A 20,536-nucleotide genomic window follows, 5' to 3' on the forward strand; every position below is an offset into this window, starting at 1 on the left:
ATTCTTAACGGCATTTAAAAAAGCAAACTAAATACACTGATGAAATAAATCACCAACTGACGTGTTTATTTATTCTTTTGGCTATCAATCCTGTGATGCCTTTTATTTTAAGTTAAACCAGAAATATTACATTTCAAATAAAAAACTAATCCATTTGCATAAGATTGATTTAGATCTCATTAAACATGAAATGTTATAAAATGGTTAACTATTTATAAGTCATTGTTTTAAATAAAATAAAGTTAAACACAAGCTTATCAGAACATAAATTTAATCATTATTTATCAATAAGTTACATACCGAACAGTGGACGTTACATCATCTCATGATTTCAGATACTACTCTCATACTCAGAGTTGTTATCTATAAATACGATTAGAATAATAATTCAAATATCAATATAAGCAATTGTCAGTAATATCATTTAATTACTAACTTAAATGATATTACTGACAGTATAACCTTAATTTTATATTTATAGTTTTACTTATGAAAACTGGTATATTTAGAATGTAAAAAATAGAAGAAAACGTCTCATTTTGGTGCAGTTCGCACTATTATGACGCAGCAATTAAAAAATAATTTCAGTTTTATTTTAAATATCCAAATAACATCAATTAACTAGCATTTAACGTATCGAATCACTTTTTATCTATTGAAGTACCGGTACGGTGCAATATTCGATAGTGCCATCTCCTAAAGCAATCATCTAGATTCTTTAACCCAGTAAATTGATGTTATACCCAAATGACGTCAAGATGCAGAAATCGTGTCAGTGACATGCTCCGCAGGGCGAGTTTCCTTATCCCACAGCCTTTGTTAACGATTTTTGATTTAGAACCACTAGATCTTCAAATCGTTGCCGTGCCTGTGAGCCAAGTCATTCTCGCTGAACCTAGCACCTTGAGGTTATTTGGGGATAGTATCCTTTATCAATTTGCACTATCTTTGTGGCTTCTATCAAATCACTTAGTTATCAACAAACATGAATCTTGCATTGCTCAGTATGTTCATCCCTACCTTCTTTTTTGTCTCAATTACACCAGGAATGTGCATGACGCTCGCCTTAACGCTAGGAATGAGTATCGGTTATCGCCGCACATTATGGATGATGATTGGTGAACTCGTCGGTGTCGCGCTGGTTTCAGTCTCGGCAGTACTAGGGATCGCAGCGATCATGCTCAACTATCCTTGGATGTTTATCGCACTAAAGTTTATTGGTGGCGGCTACTTACTCTATCTTGGTGTAGAAATGTGGCGATCTCGAGGTAAGTTAGCAATAAATGTCGATAATTTGGAGACACCCAGAAGTGGTAATGTCGCGCTCATCATGCAAGGCTTCGTTACCGCTATCGCAAACCCAAAAGGCTGGGCATTTATGATTTCTCTGCTGCCGCCTTTTATCGATCAAAATGCGGCTCTTGCTCCACAGCTGATCGTGCTTGTCTCCATCATCCTTCTTTTTGAGTTCATTTGTATGTCTCTGTATGCCACGGGTGGTAAAGGACTGAAACGCGTGTTGGGTCAATCAAAGAATGTGCGCCTGATGAACCGTATCGCGGGCACTTTAATGATGGGGGTTGGTGTTTGGCTATTACTGAGCTAAAGCAACGCTGGAAATGATGAAAAATATCCTAAGAAAAATTACGCGAAACATAAGTGAAGTATTAGATTTTCAGGCCCGGGTTTGGGTCGTAAACGTTTATGCTGGAGAACACAAAGGCGAATCTTACGTTGTAAACGAAGACAGCTTTTCCGAGCCATTGCAATGGATGAAAAAGAAAGGTTATCACACATCCATGTTGCGCCTGGTTGAATCGATGAAGCGCTCTCAAATCATTGAGTTCGATTTAGGTCACGTCAAACACCGCCTGATGCGTGTGAAATAGCACAAAGTAAAACGCCACTCAAACTGAGTGGCGCGAGCACTTTTTACCTTCAGCACCTCGTATTACGGCGCGGTATCAATCTCAACAGGCAAGTAATGCTTCGGTTCGAGCTTGAACAGTTCAGGTAATACGGTACCAATGGAAATGGAAGACCATGTACCTGATAGCACACCAATAAACATCGCTGTTGAAAAACCCGCTAGCGGTGCTCCCCCCATAATCCATAGTGCACCAACAGTAATCAGTGTTGTGCCTGAAGTCACCATCGTTCTAGAGAACGTCGCGATGACAGCTTGGTCATTGATGTCTTCCATTTTCCAACTTTGTTTCGCGATCAGTAGCTCACGAATTCGATCTGAAATGATGATCGAATCATTCAATGAGTAGCCTAAAATTGCCAATACGGCAGCAAAAACCGTTAAGTTGAATTCCATTTGGGTAATGGCGAAGAAGCCGAGGACGACAATTACGTCATGAGCCAGAGCAAATACAGAGCCACTCGCTAAGCGCCACTCAAAACGGAAACACAAGTAACCAAGGATGCTCAGCACACAAATCAATAGTGCTAAACCGCCTTGATCAAACAAATCCTGACCAACTTGAGCACCAACAATACTGTTGCTGACGACATCAACTTGATGTGAAACTGGCTTTAATACCTCTTCCACACTCGGCAGAGTTTGTCCTTCTTCTGGGGCGGAGTAGCGAATAAGCCAACGACCATCTTCACCTGTGCGGGTGACAGAGGTTGATTCACCAAGTTTTGGTTGTAGTGTATCAAGCAGATCGTGGTTGGTTAACGACTTATCGACTTTCACTTCTGTCACCATACCACCAGTAAAATCCAAGCCTAGGTTCAACCCTTTAAAGCCCAGAGCACCAAGTGCGATCACCGTCAAAACGATAGAAACTAGCGTAGTAAAGTGGCGAATTTTACGAATATTTTGTTTTAGCATTTCGACCATGATTAAACCCTCACATCACGACGGGCATCTCGGCCCCAAATTAAATTGATCATTGCTCGAGAGGCAAATACGCCTGTAAACATACTGGTTAACAAACCTAATCCGAGTGTTAAGGCAAAGCCTTGGATTGGACCGTTACCGATGGCGTATAAAATCACGGCGGTGATCATGGTAGTAATGTTGGCATCAAGGATGGTCGAGTACGCGCTATCAAAGCCCAGATCAATCGCTTGAGCGAAACTGCGGCCTTCACGCATTTTGTCCTTAATACGTTCGAAGATAATAACGTTGGTGTCCACTGCCATACCAACGGTTAACACCAACCCTGCAATACCTGGAAGTGTTAGCACCGCACCTGGTAACAAGGCAATTAAGCCAAGCAAACAAAGCATGTTTGCACAAAGCGCCACGTTCGCCACCCAACCTAAGCGGCGGTACCAAAGGGCCATAAAGGTCAGTGTTAAACCCATACCCAAAGCAAGTGCCGCAAAGCCATTTTCAATGTTTTCAGCTCCCAAAGAAGCACCAATAGTGCGCTCTTCTACGATAGTAACCGGGGCAGTTAACGACCCCGCACGAAGTAATAGCGCTAACTGCTGCGCTTCGTCCATGCTGCCAGCACCGGTAATACGGAATTGGCTACCAAGTTGAGATTGAATAGTCGCAACGCTGATAACGCGCTCGCTGCGCTCTGTTACGCCACGATCGTTTGTCTTGTATTCGCGATAAACCGTCGCCATTGGTTTGCCAATATGCGTTGCAGAGAAATCACTCATCTTTTTACCGCCCGCGTGGTCAAGCGAGATGTTAACTTCTGACATACCCATATTGTCGACGCCTGCACGAGCGTTAACAATGTGCTCACCCGTTAGGACTGGTCGTTTCTCCAGAATAACAGTTCGGCCATCGTTATCTTTCAGCACAAGATCTTGGCCGCTTCGCGCTTGGCCTGCATCTTTCACTTCGTAGAATGCCAAACTCGCAGTGGCACCAATAACGTTTTTCGCTTGTGCTGGGTCTTGTACACCTGGGAGCTCAATACGAATGCTGTCTTTACCCTGACGCTGAACTAATGCTTCCGTAATACCTAGCTCTTCAATACGACCACGCATAATCTTCAAGTTTTGTTGCAATGTCGTTGATTGGAACTCTTGAATATTCTGCTCACTTGGCTCAAGAACAAAACCGCGAGACGAGCTTTTCACCACCCAACCAGGATAGTTTTGACGCAAGAATTTGTTTACTTCAGCTAGGGCGGTATCACTCTCACTGTTTACCGCAATGCGGTTACCACTTTCTGCGCGAATTTGTACACCACGCACGCGCTGATCTCGCAGGCTTGCTTTGATCTCATCGATCAAAGCATTACGTTGCTCCTCAAATGCTTTATTTACGTCGACATTCAAGAGGAACTGTACCCCACCGCGAAGGTCAAGACCGAGTTTGATTGGGCTAAAACCCATCTCATTCAGCCACTCTGGAGCAACAGACACATATGAGAAGGTAATGCTGTCTTCTTTATTTAGCTCATTGTTTAGTAACGCACGAGCTTTGCTTTGCGCATTTTCATCATCGAATACAATGGTCGTTTTGCCATCTTTTTCGATGATTTTGTCTGCTGAGATATGATTGGTTTTCAGTAGTTGATTCAACTGAACAACCGAAATTTCACTGCTGTTTTGGTTTGAAAACGTTAGCTGGATCGATGGTTGCTCACCGAACCAAGTCGGAATCGCGCTTAACGTTAAGATAATGACCGTCGTGATTAATACGACATATTTCCAAGCTGAATAGTGATTCATCAGCTTTCTGTTCTTTTGCTGCTTTGGTGTTTTTTTCATGTAAACATCATCCCTTCACTACGAAGTGAAGCTTTTAATAACAGGGCTTAACACACGACAGATGCCCCCAGAATAAATTCAGGGTATGAAATGCTCAGGACGGTTACGCCCTGTTGAATACAATCGTCGTGTTAAGAGTGCACAATGGTGCAAATAGATGGTGTTTAGGCAGAAAACTGACTATTGAGTGCGACGTACATTGCGTTGGTCTCTTTCCAACCAGAAATGCGATGATCGCTTGTGAAATGATAAAAAGTGTACTGGTTTTGACGCCAATTGATATCCATCAGGCTGTAGGCATAACCTGCGTCAGCATAGAAAGGCGTGTTTAGGTCACCAACAACGTCAACATGCTCATCATCAAGGCCTTCACGTAAGTGAGAAACCCAACGTTGAGTGTTAAATAGGGCTAGCGTATCGAGTCTTGCATGACTTTCAGAAATCGGAGACTGCGTCGTTTCTTCTGAGACTTCAGAAAAATCGATTGAGGTATTTGCAAAAGTAATACTCGCAACAAATGGTTGCAGCTTAGAAAAGTAAGGTAAATGAGCTTTCTGATCGATTTGCGCAGCAAAAACATGCGCTGGTAGCAATACCATCGCAAGCAGCATAAAAAGCAATTTTTTCAAGCCAATCTGAGACATAAGAACTCACTAAAAACAAAACGAGTCGAGTTTTTTCACTCGACTCGATGATAGTATTCCTATTAATTATGGTTCACAACTAAAAAGTTATAAATCTCTAGAGGCTTTAAACTAAAGGCGCTCTGTTAGCGGTAAAAGATATCGCCTTTATCGACATCTAAATAGATTTTGTTCTCTTGCTCCAAACCACCACAATAAATGAAGTACACATTGCGCTTGTCATAAGTAACCGAACGAACCCAGCCACCGAGCTCTTCAAAATCACTCGGATCACAGGTTTCATCGTCTAACAATTGCTGGGTTTTCTTGCGGAAGATGTCCAAGTGGACTTTTAAATCATCCGACTTCTGCAAATATCCATCCAGTATTTCTAAACGCTCTTGCTCTTTAATAACTGGCTCTGCATCAGATAATCCTTCGGAATTCAACCACTCAGCTTTTTCTTCACCGCCCTCTTCATAAACAAGGTAACCAGAGATTCGATACCAACCATCCACTTTTTCTAACACCGATACTTTTTCTCCCTTATAGAGCGTATCGACAACCAAAGCATTAGCATTTGGCTTATTGTAAACATTGATTCGACGCTCAATGACATAGTATTCGGTCACTTCAGGAGGGGAGGTTTCTAAATCCAGAATCGGTTTGGATGTTTCTTCTTCCACTGGCGCTTGCTCCACTTGCGCAGCTTTTGGCACTTCAGGTTCATCTTTTTGCATAAAGAAGAAATAGTATCCAGCACCCGCCCCACCGAGCAACAGTATGACAATCAATGCGATGAGAATTTTCTTCATGTACTTTTCCTTTTCATTCTTTGTTCTTATCTCACCAGCAACACGCATGTCGCGGAAATTTGGGTATATACTCAAAAGGGTCGGTCAACTAACGCGAGCAATAATGATCAACAAACTCAATTGGATACTGTTGTTTCTTCTGTTCCCCATTATGGGGCACGCCAATATTCAATGTAACCCATCGTCGTGGAATGACAATCTTACCCAATTCAATCGTTTAGAGTCCAATTACAATAAGCATGTTGAGGTATTCAATGCACTTTTAGCCGAACATAAGCAGCGTCAGTTATTGTCCCAAACCTTTTCCCTACATGAACTCGTATTACTTTGGCGCGCCCGCTCGAACCAAAATGCGTTCAAAACTCAATTAAAAGCCTCCATTCAATATAAAGAAGAACTCACGACTAAAGCTAACGAGTTGATTAAATTGAGCACACAATCTCAATGGTCAGCAAATGGATGGAAGAAACTTGCCCAAAAGTGCCGTGAGTCAAACGAAACTGCCAATCAAATCACTGCGGAGTGGTATAACACCAACGCTTTGCAACTTACCGAGGATTACAAACGCCTTTCTTCACAGTACCAAGCACTAGCGCAACTCTATGATAAAGAAGCGAGATCGCTTCAATACGCTCAAGATGTTTCGAGGTAAAAATCGAGCCCGTTTTGAAAAGACGATGTCGGGTTTTCACTCCAATATTGGACGTTATTCGTGCTTTAATTCCCTCTTTTAGTGATCCCAACGTTATATGTAAAAAATGGGACTGTTCCCTTTTATAAACTTGACTAAACCATGACCAAGAGAGGCAACTTATAGAGACATACGTCACAATAATGCTTTACTTATGGCCAATTTTTGGTTAATTTACCCATTAATAAAATTTAATAAAAAGTCACATTTGGCTGGAGATGATGCTACAACCATGGTTATCAATCGATTAAGTAACAGGGACTGTCCTAATGCTACCAAAGCCAAGTTTTTGTCAGTAGTTAGGCACGTAAAAGAGTTTGGTTCAATCAGCGATTTGGACCTTTGTAAAATCTTCGGAGAAACAATTTGGAGTGATGGGAGGGAATACCATTCAGCTGCGTTCTCATTCAAGGTTGATAGATACACAGGTAACTGTGAAATCTCACAATACAAGCACCAATAAGGCTTAAGAATTTATAAGGCGGAGTCAGGAAACTGACTCCGCTTTTTTGATCATCGCGATCGTAAAGTCGTGATCGGAATAACCCTCGATCAATTGTGCGTCTGGACATAACCATCGGCAATAGCGTAACACCCCAACTTTATTATGCGATGCGAGCATTCTCATGCTCGGCAGCTTTTCTTCATCCAATAAGTTAAACACGCACCCTTTCTCTGCGGCCCGGTACATTTTCTCGATCATCTCAATGGTATGATTTGGATTCGCGGATTGATAATTCAATGATCCAGAAGCAAAGACATAATCACTACGGGGCAATACCAACGTTGAAAAGTCACCGCATACGAACTCACTTTGAGTACGAAAGTCCCGCTTTCTGGCCTCAGAGATAAACTGTTTTTGCTGATCAATGCCAATATAACTTTGGGGGCGCAGATTGTTGAACTCAATAAACGCTAATAAGTCTCCGTAGCCGCACCCAATATCTAAAAGACTTGAACCGTCTAACGTTAACCCACGGCACAAAGCTTCAAATCGACTGATTTGGCTGTACTTATCTCTCCATCCCAGCGTTCGCGCTCTGTCTGTACCGAACTGTCGGTATCGCTTTCGGTGATAGTGAGCAATCTTAAGTCTATCGAGAAATTTCATCTTTCTTATGCATAAATCGGCAAGCTTCCATTTCCTTTCACTTGTCTAATCGCCAAGTGCGTATGGATATCTTTTACGTTTTCTAATCGTTGTAGCTTTCTAGTGAATGTTTCATAACCAGCGAGATCTTTGCTGACCACTTCTAACAAATAATCATAAGCCCCTGATACAACATGGCACGAGATCACTTCGTCCATTTCAACAACAGCATGTTCAAATTCATCAATCGAAGAAGCTTGGTGGTTGTTCAAACTGACTTCAACAAATACGGTCATCGCAATACCCACCGTGTCTCTGGACACAATGGCTCGATAACCGCTAATTACGCCCTCCTGCTCTAAACGCTTAATGCGTCTTGCACAAGGTGATGCCGATAATCCTACTTTGTCAGCGAGCTCTGCCGTAGTCAGGGTCGCATCCTTCTGCATCAAGTTGATCAGTTGCCTGTCAATTTTGTCCATTTGTCCTTCCATGCCAATAATCACTAACAATTAACACTTATACGCGCTTTATCACCAACATCAAGCTTAATTACGTCAAACTTTGCCTCCCTTTGGCACGAGTTTTATTCAACAATTAACACATCATTTACAAATGGACATGCCGACAATGATATTGGGATACGCAGCTATATTAACGACCTTACTGCTTTGGTCTGGTTTCTTTATTTCTTTAAAAGGGGGCGCAATTTCTAGTTTGCAGCCAGCCGATATCGCGTTAGTTCGCTTTCTAATCCCAAGTTTAATTTTATTACCATTTGTGATTAAGCATAAGCAGGCGCTTCGCGTCGTGCCTAAACGCTACCTAACTGGTGTTGTGGTAGGGAGTGGCCTGCCCTACCTGCTGGTCGTCGGCACAGCTATGCACTTCGCTCCCGTGGCGCACGGCAGTGCATTAGTACCTGGTACTTTGCCATTATTTGTTTCTGCTATCGCGGTGTTGTGCTATCAACAGTCGCTGAGTGCTCACCGCTTAATCGGGCTTTCTACGGTGCTGTTAGGGGTTTTCGTATTTCTTCTTTCTAATAGCGGTGCAGAGTACAACTGGTCTCAATTACAAGGCCACATCCTGTTTCTAACCGGTAGCATTATGTGGGCTGTTTTCACCATCAGTGCTCGTGTTGCTAACCTTAATGCGCATGTCTGTGCTGGATTCGTTGCAATCGCGTCTTTGGCACTGCTCATCATTGCGGTTGGCTTCGGATGGGTAGATAGTTACCTAGCGATAACGCCGATCAGTCAGTGGCCGTGGGAAGAATTATTTGGCCACGCGATGTTGCAAGGTGTCGGCGCAGGCTTAATCGCCTCTTTTACCTTTATCTATGCAATCCGAATTATTGGCGCCGAAGCCAGTGCTGCTTTTGGGTCATTAACTCCAGTCGTCGCGACACTTCTTGCCGTTCCAATCTTTGGTGAACAACCAGATTCACTTACTTGGTTAGCGCTGATGCTGGTAACCTGCGGCAGTATTGTGGCAAGCCAAATCTTTATGAAAGATGGAATGAGCCAAACTTATCGCCCACCACTTCACAGATAGCGATAATTTTACAAAAACTTTTGTCCTACTATCTTGAATAACAAAATGGCGTTTTGATAGCCTCGATTTAACCAATAATTAAAACGCCAATGTAATGCCTGCCACTCATACTAAAGATGAACTGCATAGATTCCTCAAACCAGGAATGAAACTTTCGACTAATTTCGAGTTTGGGCCTAAGGACCAGTATACGTATTCCACCACCTATCTTGGGATGAAAGAGAACGCGTATTTGATTCTTGATATACCGATGCGTTTGCTTGAAGAGCAAGTGATGAGAAAACTCCCAAACGCCGATGTCATCGTGCGTGGTGTATCAGATACGGAGTTAGGCCATGTCATTGCATTTAAATCCAGTGTTCTAACAACTGCGGTTCGTCCTTCGCCCCTTTTATTTATTCGAATTCCAGGAACATTTGCAACCAAACCAGTCCGGGAACACGAACGATATAAGCTGCAAATGGATTGTAAGATTGTTCATGCGGGGAATGTTTACGACGGTAGCCTTATCGACTTCTCACTGGCAGGTATTGGTATCTCAACCTTTATAGAGCCAGAATTCAACGTTGGTGAAAGTGTCACTATCGACTCTTCTCTAAGTCACTATATTGGAGAAGAAAATCGGTGTGTCATTGCCAACATTAAGAAGTTGGTGAAAGGCTGGGTAATAGGAATTAAGTTTGAAAGCCCAATAGCGATGAGTCACGAGCTAAAAACAGAGTTACTGGAGCAGTCCTTTCTAACCAGTAACGTCTGAACTTACTGCTGGCTAAAGCGCGTCGCCTCAAAGCTGTTGAGCACTCTGTGCACCGCATAGGTCACGAGCAGAGTGACAACAATAGCAAACAAAATACTACTCACGCGATACAGCGCGCTGAACATTAAATCGCCATCCGGAGTAAGGTATTGGCCAAATAAAATACCTAATGTAGTTAATCCGCCAAACCCAGCTCCTGACCCACTAGACTCTTTTACATGCATATAGCTGAACATCATCGCGCCAATCCACAGCAATGGGACGATAAACAGCAAGGTATCCGACCAATCGTATAGTACGAGCTGCCCAGCAATACCAAAGGTTACCCCCATCAAGGTCCCCATTGCTCTTTTGCGCGCATACCCTAAAGCACCGTTCCAATGCATAGGAAACAATAAAAGCAAGGTTGTCGCCTGAGCGGACATAGAATCACTGAGGTCAAATAGCTGGAATACAAGGAAAGACATTGTAGCGATGCTCGCCCCCATAAGGGCTTCATGACGCATGCGGTGATTCTGTTTAGGCTGAGATGGTTTGGCCGGTGGCTGACGGGGCTCTGCATCAGGGATCAAAAATGTCACGACGTAGGCCACGATCACTGAAATAACATTCGCTTGTAGGTTGCCGAATATCAGATCATTTAAGTCGGTTGTTGGATAACTCGCAAAATGCAGCATGATGCTCAAGCTCAGCACGCTATTTGCCCCAAACAAGAATAAGCTCCCTTTTGACATACAGGCGAACTTATACAAAAACAACCCGAAGGCGATGATCGTCATCATGCCAGGATGTCCACCAAATAGCCCACCAAGAATACCGACCTCCAATCCGCATACGACCGCTGAAAAAATCAGCTGTCGTGCAGCATGCAGGCTCATGACTGGTACCATTCCAAGTAACAACATCGGTGTTACGGTAAAAAATACGCCATAATTCCAGCCAAAGACCTTACATAAGGTGAAGCCAATGGTCGCGCCAGTTGCAATGCGCAAACACTGACGGAAGTCGTTTTCCGACATGGGGTGATCCCATAACTTCATATCGCCTCCCCGTTAATAAATGTAATGAAGAAGACTCAAAAATCGGATCTGACATCTCGCTAACCAGCCAGATAACGAGTTTTCTGGCAACAGTTGCACAGTCGCACGTGCACCGGCCGGAAATGCGCGCTGTTGAGGTTCATCGATAGCTAAATGTAAACGTAAACGCTGCGCGTCTCTCACCCAACGGTTTGAGTCAGTCGGTGTCGCTAAGCGGCCATCTGCATCAAACTGCCCTGAGCTTACCCCTGCATCCACACTCGTAATACGAGCTTCAAATACGTCACCTGGCAAGCTATCAAAGGCCACTAACGCCCGACTGTTCTGATTGAAGTGTCGCAGACTCTTTTCACGAAAGTCGGCAATAATATCCACTTCATCCGAGACTAAAGCCACAAGAGGCGTACCAGCTGCCGCATAGGCACCCGTTTCCAGCTGCAAGTTAGCGACAACGCCATCATGTTCAGCAATTACTTTAGTGTAAGACAGATTAAGTTCCGCTTGTTTTAGCTGGTTTTGTGCCACGCGGATATTTACATTCGTTGCACCTAAATCGCCTCGGTTTACTTCCAACTCTTTTAAACGAGCGCGCGCGGCCAGTAAGTTTGCTCTGGCTGCCGTTGCACTACTTTGTGCGTCATCACGCTGTTGTTGCGAGGTGCCATTGCGATGAAACAATGTATCAAGACGTTTGGCTTCGCGAACTTTTTGCTCGGCGACAATTTTGCTTGCTTCAACGTCCGCTTTTGCCGCTGCAATAGAGGCATCAAGCTGTTCATTATTTTGAGTCACACGCTCAAGGTTAAGTTGAGCCTTTTCTACGGCGAGCTGATAAGGCTGTGGATCAATCTGGAATAGTAGATCGCCTTGGCTTATTTCTTGGTTGTTGGCAACATAAAGATGCGTAATCTGTCCACTCACACGGGGAGCTACTTTAGTTACCACTCGCGTTGCCATTGCCTGGGGCGTCAGTGGCATGGCGAGATCTGCGACTAGAAAATAGGCAAAGACAAGGACAAACGCGACGCAAGAATACTTGATCCAACGTGCGAATTTTTGATCTGGAGTCATAGGCGTTTACTTCTCTTTTAATTCGGGTTTCTGACTTATTCGCTAAGTGAATCAAGTGCATTGTGAGCAATCTGATCTAGGATCAATGAAAGCTTTTGAAGCTCTTGGTCATTGATTTCCGTCAGTAGCTTGCTCCGTACTTGAAGAATTCGAGTCTCCATTTGCTTGAGTAGGGTTTTACCTTCTTCTGTAAGGCTAACAATACGTGCTCGCTTGTCATGCTCACTGCAATGGCGAGTGATCAGAGATTGCTCTTCTAATAGCTTTAATGTGCGCATCAGCGATGCCAACTCAATCTCAAGCGCTTCAGCCAAATGCTTCTGACTAACGTTGTCGCCCATTCGATAAAGTTTCCATAACGCAGTCCAACGCGGGTACGTCAGGTTTAAAGGCTCCAACTCGCGATCTGCAACCATTTTCCACAAACGGGCAACACGAGATAACTTTTCAGCCAGAGAAAGGTCGCGCAAACTGTTGATGTCTTGAATCATAAGATCTACTCAATTACTTAGCTTGCTAAGTAATATAAAATAGTTAGCACGCTAAGTAAATAAGTTTTTGTGATTTAAATCACATAGAATATGCTATTGGGGAACAAGTTTGCGTGACGCAACGTAGTACTTGGGTTGAATAGTAGTGATATACGACACTAAAGGTAATATCAGCACTCCTGGCTTATCAACAAGTGAAGCATTGAGATACAAAAAAGCACAACCCTAAGTTATGGCGTTGTGCTTTTCGGTTTAGTGAGCGATTGAATTATCAATTAAGGCTCATAGCGAATGAGTTCATCACGTTCGTTCAATTAAGAATCGCTGCTTGAAGTCAACAAAGGCTTCATGCAGCGCATTTTCTTTAATCGGTTTGAGCAATACGTAATTCGCGCCCGCCTCCATAAACGCATCACTGGTTTCTTTCGCCGTATCGGCAGTACAAGCATAAATTGGCGTGCCTAACTTCAGCTTCTGTCGGATCTCTTTGGTTGTTTCAATTCCTCCAAGATGCGGCAGTTGGTTGTCCATCAAAATCAAATCGTAAGTATGATCTTTTAAGAACTCCATCGCTTCCAACCCATCTTTTGCCCAATCAACCTGCATTTTGTACTTGTTACAAAATGCTTTGAGAATGAAGGCATTAGTATGGTTATCTTCTACCAACAGTACTTTTAGACTCTCTGCGAATAACTCACCAGGTTTAACTCTCAAGCTTGAATCAAGAGGGGTGAGCACTCGCTCACGATCTTTCACTGGCATTGTAATAACAAAGGTCGTACCCAAACCTTTTTGACTACGTACTTGAACGTCACCTTCCAGCATATCGACGAGGCTTTTCACAATGGTCAGTCCCAAGCCACTGCCACCGTATTCTCGAGTGGTCGTTGCTTCCTCTTGAACGAAAGGTTCGAACATTTGGTCGAGCTTATCAGGCTCTATGCCGATGCCCGTATCCGTAATTTCCACTACCAACACACTATTTTCGGCGCCGTAGAACTGCTCCAGTTCAGCATGCAAGCGTACGCTGCCCGAGGGGGTAAACTTAACTGAGTTACTGACTAAGTTGAATAAAATTTGGTTCAGACGAACTTGGTCAGTAAAGATTTCAACATTGGGATCAATCTTGTTTTCAATGACGAGGTTAACGCCTTTATTTTCGCAAATTGGACGATAAATGTTTTCTAACGTCCGAATCGTGTCAGTGAACGAAAACGGGTGCTTTTGAATATTAAACTTACCCTGCTCAATCTTCGAAAAATCCAAAATATCATTCAAAACAGCAAGTAAGTGCTCACCACTATGTCGAAGTACGTCAATTTGGTTATTCTGTTCTTCCGTTTCGACCGAGTCTTTTAATAATTGAGCAACTCCTAGAATGCCATTGATTGGCGTTCGGATTTCATGGCTCATTTTAGCCAGAAAATCGGCACGTGCTTGGGCGGATTTTTCTGCCTCTTTACGTGCCAAGTTACTTTGTTTTTCCGCTTCAATAAGCGTCGTAATATCCTGACCTTGAACAATGATACCGCTGATATCACCGTCAACTCGAATCGGCGATAAGTTCCAGCGATATACCTTGTCTCCAATTGGTACATTGACGCCAGTTAACGTGGCTCCTTGAGCTGCCATTCGCAGGTGCGGCATCAACTTTTCTTTGAAGCCTTTAAACACTGGGTGCATAGTTTCAATGTCGTTTTCCATGACCAATTCTTTGCGGGCTGCCGGGTTGATTTGGATGAGTACACCAGACTCTGACCACACCATAATCGGCGATAACGCAAAGTTAAACAGATCGCGGAATGAACGCTTTTGCGCTTCCAGCTCTTCAAAGGTGTTTTCTAGTGTCGAACCAATATGATCGAACTCCTCGATATCCGACCCACCAAACCGTTCGAACCCTTTTTCTTCACGAGCCGAACGAGTGTATGCCATCAACGAGCCAAGCTCTTCGACGACTCGATTCTCAATCCACTCTTTGGTCATCAACGCAATCATCACCATCCCGATAACTGAAGCCAGCATCGCCAAAAGGTGCTGGATTTGCAGCGTCACAACACTCTGATTGTCTTGTACGGTTAGTAAACACAAATCCGTCGTGGCAGCATTGACTTCGATAGGGGTTTTAATGATCAACAACTGGTCAAGCTTTTGCTGAGACTCTCGCCGCTTCAGAACATCAAATATCTTGTACGCTTCATCTCCGACTAGTGAGCTAGCTAGTGGCGTATCGTTGGCCACCAAAACAACATTATCAACGTTTCCTTCGTTTTTTAGTCTTTCCATCAACCCGAAGTTGTTATCTAGAACAACAACATTGTAAGAATACCCCATCACTTCACCGGTTTTAGGTTGTAAAACCGGTACACGACGCAGTAACAGGTGGCGAGTTCCCATTGGGGTATGTGAAGGAAGGTAATACCAATTGTTGCTAAAAGTCACTTGGCTCGCGAGGCCATTGAGAATCAAGTTATTGATGCCATAGAAATGCGCATTCCCATCGTCCCAAATAATGCCTTGATGATCGGTGAGAAAGCGAAACTCTGGCGTATGAGAAGGATCACTCTGGTCAATACTCATGAAAAAGTAATTGAGAGCTTCTTCATCCCGTTCTGTATAAAAATCTAAAACAACATCACTCTTCGAGTTACTGTTGTGATGAATCTGAATCGCAGCAAAATGGCTATCAAAAATATTAAGAATCAGCGCTGACGTCTGTTGCTTAGTTCTATCCACTTCTTGCCAAATAATTTGCTTCGAGAAGTAATAACTCTGAACGAAGATGCCTAAAATGATCGGAGCAAGTACGAGAATGATTATTTTCGTAATAAGCGTCGACAATGAGCGACGCTTTCTTGTTTTTGATGTAGTTGTCATCAATTGTCTGAGTATCTAAATGCGCGTTTTCTTAATGCTTCAATTCTTTCTGGAGAATCAGATTTCGTGACGACTTCAAAATCACCAGAATAAACGGTTGGAACGGGTTTCCCTTCAAGATCCCACTTAATCGCTTCTGCCATTGCAATGCCAGTATCATCGTTCATACGCATAACAGTAACGTCTAACTCCCCTTTCGAAAGCGCTTCTAATTCTGCAGAGCCGCCACCCCAGCCGTTGATCATGACATCTTCACGCCCTAATTCTTTCAGCGCATCAACAGCCCCTAGCGCCACATCTGTAGAACACGCATAAATAAAATCGACGTCAGGGTATTTTTCCAAACTCGCTTTTGCTGCTTCATACCCAGACTGCTTTGTCGCTTTGGTATAGTAAGCAGATTGTAGTTCAAAGTTGTTATCACGGTTGACTTGATTGATAAAGGTATTACCTCTGATATCGCTGATATATCCTTCTGAAAAGTAGAGCACACTATAATGGCTCTGTTTTGGAAAACGCTTACCAAACTCCACGGCAAGCTCACGGCTGCCTTCAGCATGATCAAAACCAACATAAAGGAACGGTTGGTGATCCTCCCAATCTCTTACCGGTGTAGTGATATTTTGTAAGATCAACTTGGTTTTCTTTGAGTCTAAGACGTGTTCAACAAACTTACGATGCCTAGTGGTATCGAGAGTGAAAATCAGATAATCGGAGTTGCTCTTCAGCGCTTCCATTAAAGACAAACTTTGTTGCTTAATATCTGCGTTGGGACGGGTAAATACTTGATTAAGTTGATAGTCGATATCGAGTTTATCTAAACGCTGTTCAAATGCGTCTATATTTCGAATCCAATAATCCGAAATCTGTTGACCTGGATAAACCACAGAAATTTTTAACGGACGCTTTTTGTCTCTTTCAACCGGAACAGGAGTCTCTCGCACGGCGTCAGCCAACGCATTCGTTAACTGCTTCTGTTCTGGAAACTGGTCTAAAAATTCTTGATATGCCCAATACCCATTGAGGACTTGAGTGGCTTGCGCTATCGGCGCGACAGTGGCCATTGACATCAGGGAGAATACTAACGCTTTTTTCATCTACTGCTCTTTAGCTTTTTATGAGCCTAATTCAGCTCTATTCGTTACCTAGCCGAGTCATCCTTTACTCTTGTAATCTACCTTCCTCTGAGTGCCTGTTTCAATAATAAATTGGCTCCTAGTCTGAGTTGGAACGAATAAACGTTTATTGTGTACCTAATTACAAGGTCACAAAATATCATTTCTCCTTTTCATACTCTGAGTGTTTAAACAGAACACCAACCCATTATGCGTCAGTTTGTTCTTACATGGTACTCCAAAACTAAAAAGAAACCGCCTCAGTGGACGGTTTCTTTGTTATTCGGCATGTCGCCGAACGCTTATTTCGATAAAGCCATTTCTAACATCATCTGCTGATTTTCATCAACGACAATACTTGCTTTTGACGTGACAAGCAGCTCTTTCTTAGCTTTTGTTAGTTGCTTAATATAATACTCAGCCCGCATGGCAAGCGTCTTTGAATCAAAATCCGAAGACCACTCCAATACCAAGGGACCTTTTCCTTTTAAAGCTTTCGCTCCTTTGCCCGTTTGGTGCTGATTGAATCTTCGCTCAACATTGTTTGTGACACCGCAATACAGCGCATTGCGGTTATTTCGTATCAAATAGACACTCCAACGCTGCGCTGTATTTTCAATCATGAAAGTAGTGACTCGACCTTAGCTTTGAGTTCATCGAGCTCTTCTTTAAGCTGAGCAACTTCGAGCTCTAGCTGGCTGACTCGATCAGAATTAGAGCCAGCCGCTGACACTGGCGCTGCAAGCTCAGAGACGTCAACGTCGCCACAGAACAAATGCATATAGCGTGACTCTCGCTTTCCGGCTTCACGCGGTAACTTGACCACTAATGGCCCTTTGTCTTCGCTTGCTAAGTGCTCCAGAACCGTTTCAACTTCTTTTACATCATGAAATGTCGTGAGACGATTGGTACGAGTACGAATTTCCCCAGGCGTTTGAGCACCACGCAAAAGCATACAGCACACGATTCCCTTCTCTTGTTCTGTCAGTTTTAAATCACCAAACTCCGTATTACAGAAACGGTGCTGATACTTGCTAACACGGCTGTTAAACGCACTTTCGTCACTGACGAGCCTACGTTCAATTAGAGCATCAACGGCATCGAGAACGTCTGACTCAGAGAGCGACATTACGGGATCACGGTTGCTTTTTTGATTACACGCGTTGGTTAATGCGTTTAGGCTGAGGGGGTAAAGATCTGGGGTGGTGACTTCTTTTTCGATCAAGCAACCAATGACTCGTGCTTCAATTGCCGTTAGCTCAACTTTCATAATGCATTTCCTTATTATTTTTGCATTTGACTTGGTACCTAAATCGCTTCGAAATCATGCATCATACATTGGCAAAGAGATGCAAGAAGCGTTAACGATTCAGGTGTCGGTGTCAGGCTAAAGCATAGCGCAAGACCTGGCACCCTTTGCGAATCGGGTCAGGTATCAATGCTCCGAGAGAATTGGCACTTTCGTCAAATTGCCATCTTGATCAACCATCATTATTTTTGAACGATTCAGCTCAACTTCGATGATTTCGAGTTGCTCGCGAGCGTTGATATACGCTGTTTTTAACTTTTCAGCCACAGAGCGAGTGGCTTGCTCATTATCTTGACTACTTACTTGCTCCGCAGTGTTCCCAGAGTCCATATCAAGTTCATCATTTTGCATTCAATGGTGTTGATAATATAGTGAAGGCCACGTTATGACAATGAATCGATGGATTCTACGATGTTGACCAAAACTCGATTAAAGAAGCGTGATTATGTGGACACATCGCAATTGGTTGAGAAATGTTCAACTCTGCATTGTGATTGATCTAAAGACTGTTATGCCACTGGATGTTGTGCTTTAATCGAGGGAGATATTCATAAAATTAGGAAAGAGAACTATGAGTAGCGTATTTGAAATCGTTAACCAAGCTCGTCGTAAAAACAAACTAAAACGTGAGCTGCTTGATAACGAAAAGAAAGTTCGTGATAACCGCAAACGTGTTGACCTTCTAGAAAACCTTCTAGATTACATCAAACCAGAAATGACTCACGATGAAATCGTCGCAATCATCAAAAATATGAAAGCAGACTACGAAGATCGTGTTGATGACCACATCATCAAAAGTGCAGAAATCTCTAAAGCACGTCGTGACATCAGCCGTCGTATTCGCGAACTGACTGAAGAAGACAAGCAAACTAGCGGCAAAAAATAAACGCTTAAGCTAGATTTTCCAACCCCGAGTAAGGCTACCTTACTCGGGGTTTATTTTTGTCTCTAAACTAAGCGCCGTGTACAATCAATCCAACTCTTATTCCTAACGCATTCAGCTTTCTATGTCCTCAACTACGACAAGTACACAACCAACACTTGCAAAACAATTATTTACGATGACTTGGCCAATGCTATTTGGCGTTCTATCTTTAATGAGCTTTCAGCTTGTAGATAGTGCATTTATCGGTCAGCTCGGCGTTTTACCTTTGGCCGCTCAAGGTTTTACTCTTCCGTTGCAAATGGTCATTATCGGCATTCAAGTCGGTTTAGGTATCGCCACGACCGCTGTCATTTCTAAAGCGCTTGGTGCGAATGAAAGTCGTTATGCCAAACAGCTCGGTGGCTTAGTTTTGATGATTGGCTCAATCGGCGTAGCCGTTTTTGGAGGGCTAATTTGGCTTTTGCGCTACCCCATTTTATCTCTATTAAGTGCTCCAGAGTCTGTGATGCCGATTATCGACAGCTACTGGCCTTGGTGGCTGCTAAGTTCATGGACTGGAGCGGTTTTATATTTTTACTACAGTATTTGCCGGGCTAACGGCAACACCATGTTGCCTGGCACAATGATGATGGTAACCAGCGGCGTGAACCTTGTGCTCGATCCTCTATTTATTTTCACGTTTGACTTGGGTATTAACGGAGCAGCAATAGCAACCATCGTTGCTTTTGGGTTTGGTATTTTAGTCGTCGCGCCTCGCGTGAAGAAGAACCACTGGGCAACAACGCAGTGGCAAGACCTCAACGTAGCTAAAAGTGTTGCGTCTATCGGTAACATCATGGGACCTGCGATGATCAGCCAACTGCTGCCTCCGTTGTCGTCCATGTTAGCAACAAAGTTGTTGGCAAGCTTCGGGACCGCAGCAGTCGCCGCTTGGGCGCTCGGTTCACGCTACGAATTCTTTGCTATCGTTTCGGTGTTAGCGCTGACAATGTCTATGCCCCCAATGGTCGGGCGCTTACTTGGCGCAAAGAACTACCAAGATATCCAATCGCTAGTCAGTATTGCCGTAAAATTCATTCTGGGCTTTCAACTTTTGATCGCAGCCATTACGTTTGTCGTCGCAAACCCACTTGCACTACTGATGACCAGTGATGTTCAAGTAGAGCAAGTATTAGAAATGCATTTGCTGATTGTTCCTGTCAGCTTAGGTTCACTAGGTGTATGTATGTTGATGGTTTCTCTTTGCAATGCATTAGGTAAGTCTTACACCGCGCTCACCATTTCAGCGCTACGCTTGTTTGTCTTTTTCCTTCCTTGCTTATGGGTTGGCGCTCAAATGGGGGGAATCCGAGGTCTACTGTTAGGCGCTTGTATCGGCAACATTCTGGCGGGCATTTCCGCTTACCTAACCTATCGACAAACCATACGTAAACTCGCTGGCGCTCAAGCAAACGCATAACAATACATGGTTAAAATAAAGCCCCTTTGATTGGGGCTTTATCGTCTTGAAATGTTATCG

The 20,536-nt window shown here is 43.5% G+C and carries 21 protein-coding genes; 7 read left to right on the forward strand and 14 right to left on the reverse strand.

All coding sequences use genetic code 11. The features are described 5' to 3' along the window. The first annotated feature begins 985 nt into the window (after positions 1-985). A complete protein-coding gene (locus tag ACZ5ZC_RS01175; RefSeq protein WP_041853084.1) occupies positions 986-1,606 on the forward strand; it encodes a LysE family translocator in 621 nt (206 codons plus the stop codon). Between the two features lie 16 nt (positions 1,607-1,622). Further along, on the forward strand, positions 1,623-1,889 hold the full coding sequence (locus tag ACZ5ZC_RS01180) for a hypothetical protein (RefSeq protein ID WP_012842361.1): 267 nt from the start codon (positions 1,623-1,625) through the stop codon (positions 1,887-1,889). A gap of 62 nt (positions 1,890-1,951) precedes the next feature. On the opposite strand, the gene secF is transcribed toward ACZ5ZC_RS01180, so the two are convergent. The 4 genes from secF to ACZ5ZC_RS01200 all read right to left on the reverse strand — a co-directional run bounded on the left by secF (position 1,952) and on the right by ACZ5ZC_RS01200 (position 6,133). Further along, positions 1,952-2,854: a protein translocase subunit SecF gene (secF, locus tag ACZ5ZC_RS01185; protein WP_464931668.1), complete on the reverse strand. Its 903-nt coding sequence runs from the start codon at positions 2,852-2,854 to the stop codon at positions 1,952-1,954. 2 nt (positions 2,855-2,856) lie between these two features. Next, a complete protein-coding gene (gene secD / locus ACZ5ZC_RS01190; protein WP_464931669.1) occupies positions 2,857-4,695 on the reverse strand; it encodes a protein translocase subunit SecD in 1,839 nt (612 codons plus the stop codon). Between the two features lie 164 nt (positions 4,696-4,859). Continuing rightward, positions 4,860-5,339, reverse strand: a complete 480-nt coding sequence (locus tag ACZ5ZC_RS01195) for a hypothetical protein (RefSeq protein ID WP_054868061.1) — start codon at positions 5,337-5,339, stop codon at positions 4,860-4,862. 125 nt (positions 5,340-5,464) lie between these two features. Further along, a complete protein-coding gene (locus ACZ5ZC_RS01200) occupies positions 5,465-6,133 on the reverse strand; it encodes an SH3 domain-containing protein (protein ID WP_134645497.1) in 669 nt (222 codons plus the stop codon). Positions 6,134-6,236: 103 nt separating this feature from the next. On the opposite strand from ACZ5ZC_RS01200, the gene ACZ5ZC_RS01205 reads away from it, so the two are divergent. Further along, entirely contained in the window at positions 6,237-6,785 is a 549-nt protein-coding gene (locus tag ACZ5ZC_RS01205) for an ATPase (RefSeq protein ID WP_065646236.1), read from the forward strand. A 526-nt stretch (positions 6,786-7,311) separates the two neighbouring features. Here the strand turns inward: ACZ5ZC_RS01205 and ACZ5ZC_RS01210 are convergent. Both ACZ5ZC_RS01210 and ACZ5ZC_RS01215 read right to left on the reverse strand, forming a co-directional pair. Next, positions 7,312-7,935, reverse strand: coding sequence for a class I SAM-dependent methyltransferase (locus ACZ5ZC_RS01210; protein WP_005397716.1), 624 nt, complete (start codon positions 7,933-7,935; stop codon positions 7,312-7,314). A gap of 5 nt (positions 7,936-7,940) precedes the next feature. Beyond that, a complete protein-coding gene (locus tag ACZ5ZC_RS01215) occupies positions 7,941-8,396 on the reverse strand; it encodes an Lrp/AsnC family transcriptional regulator (RefSeq protein WP_031780652.1) in 456 nt (151 codons plus the stop codon). A gap of 148 nt (positions 8,397-8,544) precedes the next feature. On the opposite strand from ACZ5ZC_RS01215, the gene ACZ5ZC_RS01220 reads away from it, so the two are divergent. Both ACZ5ZC_RS01220 and ACZ5ZC_RS01225 read left to right on the forward strand, forming a co-directional pair. Continuing rightward, positions 8,545-9,471: a DMT family transporter gene (locus tag ACZ5ZC_RS01220; protein ID WP_464931819.1), complete on the forward strand. Its 927-nt coding sequence runs from the start codon at positions 8,545-8,547 to the stop codon at positions 9,469-9,471. 94 nt (positions 9,472-9,565) lie between these two features. Next, positions 9,566-10,228 carry a PilZ domain-containing protein gene (locus tag ACZ5ZC_RS01225; RefSeq protein WP_065646235.1) on the forward strand — a complete coding sequence of 221 codons (663 nt, stop codon included), beginning with the start codon at positions 9,566-9,568 and terminating at the stop codon, positions 10,226-10,228. 2 nt (positions 10,229-10,230) lie between these two features. Here the strand turns inward: ACZ5ZC_RS01225 and ACZ5ZC_RS01230 are convergent, their stop codons facing one another. The 8 genes from ACZ5ZC_RS01230 to ACZ5ZC_RS01265 all read right to left on the reverse strand — a co-directional run bounded on the left by ACZ5ZC_RS01230 (position 10,231) and on the right by ACZ5ZC_RS01265 (position 18,461). After that, positions 10,231-11,268, reverse strand: a complete 1,038-nt coding sequence (locus ACZ5ZC_RS01230) for a DUF2955 domain-containing protein (protein WP_464931670.1) — start codon at positions 11,266-11,268, stop codon at positions 10,231-10,233. A gap of 12 nt (positions 11,269-11,280) precedes the next feature. Then, complete coding sequence (locus tag ACZ5ZC_RS01235) at positions 11,281-12,339, reverse strand: HlyD family secretion protein (RefSeq protein ID WP_301614292.1); 1,059 nt, start codon at positions 12,337-12,339, stop codon at positions 11,281-11,283. A 35-nt stretch (positions 12,340-12,374) separates the two neighbouring features. Then, positions 12,375-12,830: a MarR family transcriptional regulator gene (locus ACZ5ZC_RS01240; RefSeq protein ID WP_005397727.1), complete on the reverse strand. Its 456-nt coding sequence runs from the start codon at positions 12,828-12,830 to the stop codon at positions 12,375-12,377. A 300-nt stretch (positions 12,831-13,130) separates the two neighbouring features. Beyond that, the gene (gene luxQ / locus ACZ5ZC_RS01245; protein ID WP_048624830.1) at positions 13,131-15,707 is read right to left on the reverse strand and encodes a quorum-sensing autoinducer 2 sensor kinase/phosphatase LuxQ; all 2,577 of its coding nucleotides are present in this window, start codon (positions 15,705-15,707) and stop codon (positions 13,131-13,133) included. After that, on the reverse strand, positions 15,707-16,804 hold the full coding sequence (locus ACZ5ZC_RS01250; protein WP_005397733.1) for an autoinducer 2-binding periplasmic protein LuxP: 1,098 nt from the start codon (positions 16,802-16,804) through the stop codon (positions 15,707-15,709). The genes luxQ and ACZ5ZC_RS01250 overlap by 1 nt, the downstream gene beginning before the upstream one ends. Positions 16,805-17,124: 320 nt before the next feature. Then, positions 17,125-17,445, reverse strand: a complete 321-nt coding sequence (locus ACZ5ZC_RS01255; RefSeq protein WP_012842363.1) for a GIY-YIG nuclease family protein — start codon at positions 17,443-17,445, stop codon at positions 17,125-17,127. Continuing rightward, entirely contained in the window at positions 17,442-18,092 is a 651-nt protein-coding gene (locus ACZ5ZC_RS01260; RefSeq protein WP_269043579.1) for a YceH family protein, read from the reverse strand. The genes ACZ5ZC_RS01255 and ACZ5ZC_RS01260 overlap by 4 nt, the downstream gene beginning before the upstream one ends. 165 nt (positions 18,093-18,257) lie before the next feature. Next, positions 18,258-18,461: a hypothetical protein gene (locus ACZ5ZC_RS01265; RefSeq protein WP_031780656.1), complete on the reverse strand. Its 204-nt coding sequence runs from the start codon at positions 18,459-18,461 to the stop codon at positions 18,258-18,260. Positions 18,462-18,702: 241 nt separating this feature from the next. On the opposite strand from ACZ5ZC_RS01265, the gene ACZ5ZC_RS01270 reads away from it, so the two are divergent. Both ACZ5ZC_RS01270 and ACZ5ZC_RS01275 read left to right on the forward strand, forming a co-directional pair. Beyond that, positions 18,703-19,017 carry a DUF496 family protein gene (locus ACZ5ZC_RS01270; protein WP_005373603.1) on the forward strand — a complete coding sequence of 105 codons (315 nt, stop codon included), beginning with the start codon at positions 18,703-18,705 and terminating at the stop codon, positions 19,015-19,017. 121 nt (positions 19,018-19,138) lie between these two features. After that, positions 19,139-20,476 (forward strand): MATE family efflux transporter, encoded by a 1,338-nt coding sequence (locus ACZ5ZC_RS01275; RefSeq protein ID WP_464931671.1) that lies wholly within the window; start codon positions 19,139-19,141, stop codon positions 20,474-20,476. Positions 20,477-20,536: the final 60 nt, after the last annotated feature.

It is taken from the genome of Vibrio sp. JCM 18905 (assembly GCF_055393305.1).